The organism is Cellulomonas sp. NPDC055163, assembly GCF_053607065.1.
In genome coordinates, this window is record NZ_JBSGSU010000008.1 from 179,070 (window position 1) to 182,988 (window position 3,919).

Genomic DNA, 3,919 nt, shown 5'->3' on the forward strand with positions numbered 1-3,919 from the left:
GGGGGGGGGGGGGGGGGGAGGGGGGGAGGGGAAGGGGGGGGGGGGGGGTTGGGACGAAGAGAAGACGGGGGTGGGGGGGCCCATGGGCTCGGGTCCCCCCCCCGACCCCTACGCTCTCCCCGCGGTCAGCCCTGCGCGGGCGGCCCGTCGTACGGGCGCGGGTCCCCCTCGATCGGCGCGGCCTGCTGCGGGCCGGCCTGCTGCGGGGTGGTCGGCTCCGCCTGACGCGGTGCCGCCTGCCCGGGGGCCGGGGCGCCCGGTGCCGCGTGCTGCGGCTTGGTGTACCCGTACGCCCCGGTCGGGCGCTGGCCCGCCGCGGCGTTCGGGTCGGTGGGCTGCCCGCTGAGGGTCCCTGCGCTCGTCGCGTCGGCCGTGGCGATCTCGAGCTCGCGCCGCGCCTGCGCGAGCGCCTCGGCCGGGTCGACGAGCGACGTCGGCGGCAGGTCGTCGCCGAGCGGCGAGGTGCCGGGCGGGCGGGTCGGGGCGGCCTCGCCGTCCTCCCCGGTGAACGCACCGGCGAAGCCCTTCGTGAACTGGCCCAGGGCGCCGGTGAGCTCGGACGGGATGACCCACACCTTGTTCGCCGGGCTCGACGCGAGCTTCGGCAGGGTCTGCAGGTACTGGTACGCGAGCAGCTTGGGGTCGGCGTCGCCGCGGTGCACGGCGTCGAAGACCTGGAGGATCGCGCGCGCCTCACCCTCGGCGGTGAGGATCGCCGCCTGCGCGGAACCCTCGGCCCGCAGGATCGCGGCCTGCTTGTCGCCCTCCGCGGTGAGGATCTGCGACTGCTTGACGCCCTCCGCGGTGAGGATCGCCGCGCGGCGGTCGCGCTCGGCGCGCATCTGCTGCTCCATCGAGCCCTGGATGCTCTGCGGCGGGTCGATCGACTTCAGCTCGACGCGGTTGACGCGGATGCCCCACTTGCCGGTCGCCTCGTCGAGCACCCCGCGCAGCTGGCCGTTGATCTGGTCGCGGCTCGTCAGCGTCTGCTCGAGGTCCATCGACCCGATGACGTTGCGGAGTGTCGTGACCGTGAGCTGCTCGATCGCGGTGATGTAGTTCGCGATCTCGTAGACCGCCGACTTCGGGTCGGTGACCTGGAAGTACAGGACGGTGTCGATGCTGACCACGAGGTTGTCCGACGTGATGACGGGCTGCGGCGGGAACGACACGACCTGCTCGCGCAGGTCGACGCCGGCGCGCACGCGGTCGACGAACGGGATGAGCAGGTGCAGGCCGGCGTCCATCGTGCGCGAGTACCGGCCGAGGCGCTCGACGATGACGGCCACGGTCTGCGGCACGATCCGCACCGACCGCGCGAGCGCGACGACGACGAACACGGCGACGAGCGCCAGCACGACGTAGCCGATGATGGTTCCTGGGCCGACGGATGATTCGTCCACTGTGCTCCTCGGGGGCAGCGCGAGCGGTCCCGCGCGCGGGTCCTCGGGCTCGGCGAGCCCGTGGTGGTTCAGGCGTCAGGCAGGTTCCGCGAGCGCGACGACCGCGGTGGCGCCGTCGATCGACGTCACGCGCACCTCCGCGCCGGGCGGGTACGTGACGTCCTCGACGGCGGCACGGGCCGACCACACCTCGCCCGCGAGCTTGACGCGCCCGCCGAGCTCGGTCGTGGTGGCCACGACGATCGCCGGGCGACCGACGAGCGCCGCGACGTTGGTCTCGACGAGCGGCATGCGGCGGCGCAGGTGGCGAAGCAGCCACGGGCGCAGCGCGAACAGCAGCAGCACCGACGTGACCACGGCCGCGAGGATCTGGACGGGCAGCTCCGCTCCGAGCAGCGCCGCCCCGGCGCCGGCGAGCGCACCGCCCGCGAGCATGAGCAGGATGAGGTCGAGGGACAGGATCTCCGCGATGGCCAGCAACGTCGCCGCGCCGACCCACCACAGCCAGGCGTTCATCCGACTCACCGTCTCCCTGGTGCAGGCGACGCGACGGGCCCGTGGCCGGCGTGGCCACGACCGCGCGTCGTCAGAACGATTCTAGACGATCGCTTTGCCCCGACGTGAGAGAACGCTGATCCGTTCGTGCCGGTCGGCGCTCACCGCGCCCGGCTGCGGGGCGTCGTCGCACGCATGAGCGCACCCCGCCGGGCGCGCGCGGGAGCCGGTCGGCGGCATCCGGTCAGCCGGCCGCGCGCGCCGTCCACCGGTCGCCGGCGCGCTCGACCACGAGGTCGATCCCGAACGCGCCCGACAGGTTCTCGGCGGTGAGCACCTCGTCGAGCGGGCCGCGCGCGTGCACCTCGCCGTCGCGCAGCAGGAGCAGGTGCGTGAAGCCCGGCGGGATCTCCTCGACGTGGTGCGTCACGAGCACGAGCACGGGCGAGCGCGGGTCGCCGGCGAGCTCGGCGAGCGCGGCCACGAGCTCCTCGCGCCCGCCGAGGTCGAGGCCGGCGGCGGGCTCGTCGAGCAGCAGGAGCTCGGGGTCGGTCATGAGCGAGCGGGCGATCTGGGTCCTCTTGCGCTCACCCTCGCTCAGGGTCCCGAACCGGCGGTCCGCGAGGTGCGCGACCCCGAACGCCGCGAGCAGGTCGGTCGCCCGGCTCTCGTCGAGCTCCTCGTACGACTCGCGCCAGCGGCCGGTGACGCCGTACGCGGCGGTCAGGACGACGTCGCGCACGGTCTCGCCGGCCGGGATGCGGTCCGCGAGCGACGCGCTCGACAGGCCGATGCGCGGGCGCAGCTCGAACACGTCGACGCGGCCCATCCGCGAGCCGAGCAGGTCGGCGGTCCCCGCCGAGGGGTGCATGCGGCCCGAGGCGACCTGGAGCAGCGTCGTCTTCCCCGCGCCGTTGCGACCGAGCACCACCCACCGCTCACCCTCGCGCACGGTCCACGAGAGCCGGTCGAGGATCGTCGTCGTACCGCGACGGATGGACACGTCCTGCAGGTCGAGCACGTCGGTCATGGGCACCGACCTTAGTCGGCGCGAGCGGCACCGACGTCACCGGGGGCGTGCCCGGATCACGCCGGTCCGCGTCGTACCGTGGTTCGGTGGATCACTCGGTGCTCGCCCTGCCGCGCTCCGTGCTGCTCGCGCTCTGGCTGCAGGAGACCGGCTCGGGCGCGACGCCCGTCCAGCGAGCCGTGACCGCGGTCCAGGGGGACGACGAGCCGCACACCGTCCGGGTCGGCGAAGGCACCGGTCTCGAGGCAGCCGCGACGCTGCCGGACCTCGTCGCCGCGTGGGCTGCCGGTCCGCGCGCTGCGGCCGCCGCGCTGCCCGTCCCCGGCGACCCGGGAGGTGCACCCGCAGCCGTCGCCGGCCCTGCGGTGCTCGCCGGCGAGTGCGTGCTCGTGCACGGCCTGCACGGGACGTTCGCCGCCGTCCCGCACGTCGAGGAGTTCGGCAGCGCGTACGAGCCCGGGCACCTGGTCACGTGGGAGGTCGCGCGCGTCCCGGACTGGCGGCCGGCGCTCGTCGGCCAGGTCGGCACGCTCGCCGAGGCCGAGCGGGACCTGCGCACCGCGCTCATCCAGGCGACCGAGGCGCTCGCGTCGCTCGACGTGGCCCGGTGGCGGCCGGACGCGGCCGAGGCGATCGCCGCCCTGCGCAGCGACGTCGACCCCGGCTGGGGCCTGCCGCCGACGCTCGAGGGACGGCGGGTGCGCGTGCTCGCGAGCGCGGCCCGGCTCCGTGCGATCGTGCGGCTCGCGACGGCCGACGACGGCGGCGCCGTCAACCTGTGGCAGGCGGACCAGCGCTCGACGGCGCTGCGCGAGGTCGACCGGGCGGCCCGGCGCGCCATGTCCTCGGCGACGCACGTGCCCGACGCGTTCTGATCCCGGGGCACCGGCACCCGCCGGGCTCCGGCGGCCCACCGGGAGCCGGGCGGTGGGGAGCGTTTGGCTTGCGGTGGCGCGCTTCCCTTCATGACCCCCAGACAGTCTCGTCGGAG

Annotated in this window: 4 protein-coding genes; 1 reads left to right on the forward strand and 3 read right to left on the reverse strand. The window is 75.2% G+C overall.

The features are described 5' to 3' along the window. Window positions 1-125: 125 nt before the first annotated feature. The 3 genes from ACWFNE_RS16970 to ACWFNE_RS16980 all read right to left on the reverse strand — a co-directional run bounded on the left by ACWFNE_RS16970 (window position 126) and on the right by ACWFNE_RS16980 (window position 2,928). Complete coding sequence (locus ACWFNE_RS16970; protein WP_452123594.1) at window positions 126-1,403, reverse strand: SPFH domain-containing protein; 1,278 nt, start codon at window positions 1,401-1,403, stop codon at window positions 126-128. Window positions 1,404-1,478: 75 nt separating this feature from the next. Next, window positions 1,479-1,919, reverse strand: a complete 441-nt coding sequence (locus tag ACWFNE_RS16975; RefSeq protein WP_452123595.1) for an NfeD family protein — start codon at window positions 1,917-1,919, stop codon at window positions 1,479-1,481. A 223-nt stretch (window positions 1,920-2,142) separates the two neighbouring features. Further along, window positions 2,143-2,928, reverse strand: coding sequence for an ABC transporter ATP-binding protein (locus ACWFNE_RS16980; RefSeq protein ID WP_452123596.1), 786 nt, complete (start codon window positions 2,926-2,928; stop codon window positions 2,143-2,145). 86 nt (window positions 2,929-3,014) lie between these two features. Between ACWFNE_RS16980 and ACWFNE_RS16985 the strand changes: the two genes are divergently transcribed. Further along, window positions 3,015-3,803, forward strand: a complete 789-nt coding sequence (locus tag ACWFNE_RS16985) for a hypothetical protein (protein WP_452123597.1) — start codon at window positions 3,015-3,017, stop codon at window positions 3,801-3,803. The last annotated feature ends 116 nt before the right edge of the window (window positions 3,804-3,919 follow it).

What these genes read in the sequence shown, in the direction of transcription:
- ACWFNE_RS16975 (WP_452123595.1), bottom strand. Translation starts at nt 1,919, where the DNA reads ATGAACGCCTGGCTGTGGTGGGTCGGCGCGGCGACGTTGCTGGCCATC.
- ACWFNE_RS16980 (WP_452123596.1), bottom strand. Translation starts at nt 2,928, where the DNA reads ATGACCGACGTGCTCGACCTGCAGGACGTGTCCATCCGTCGCGGTACG.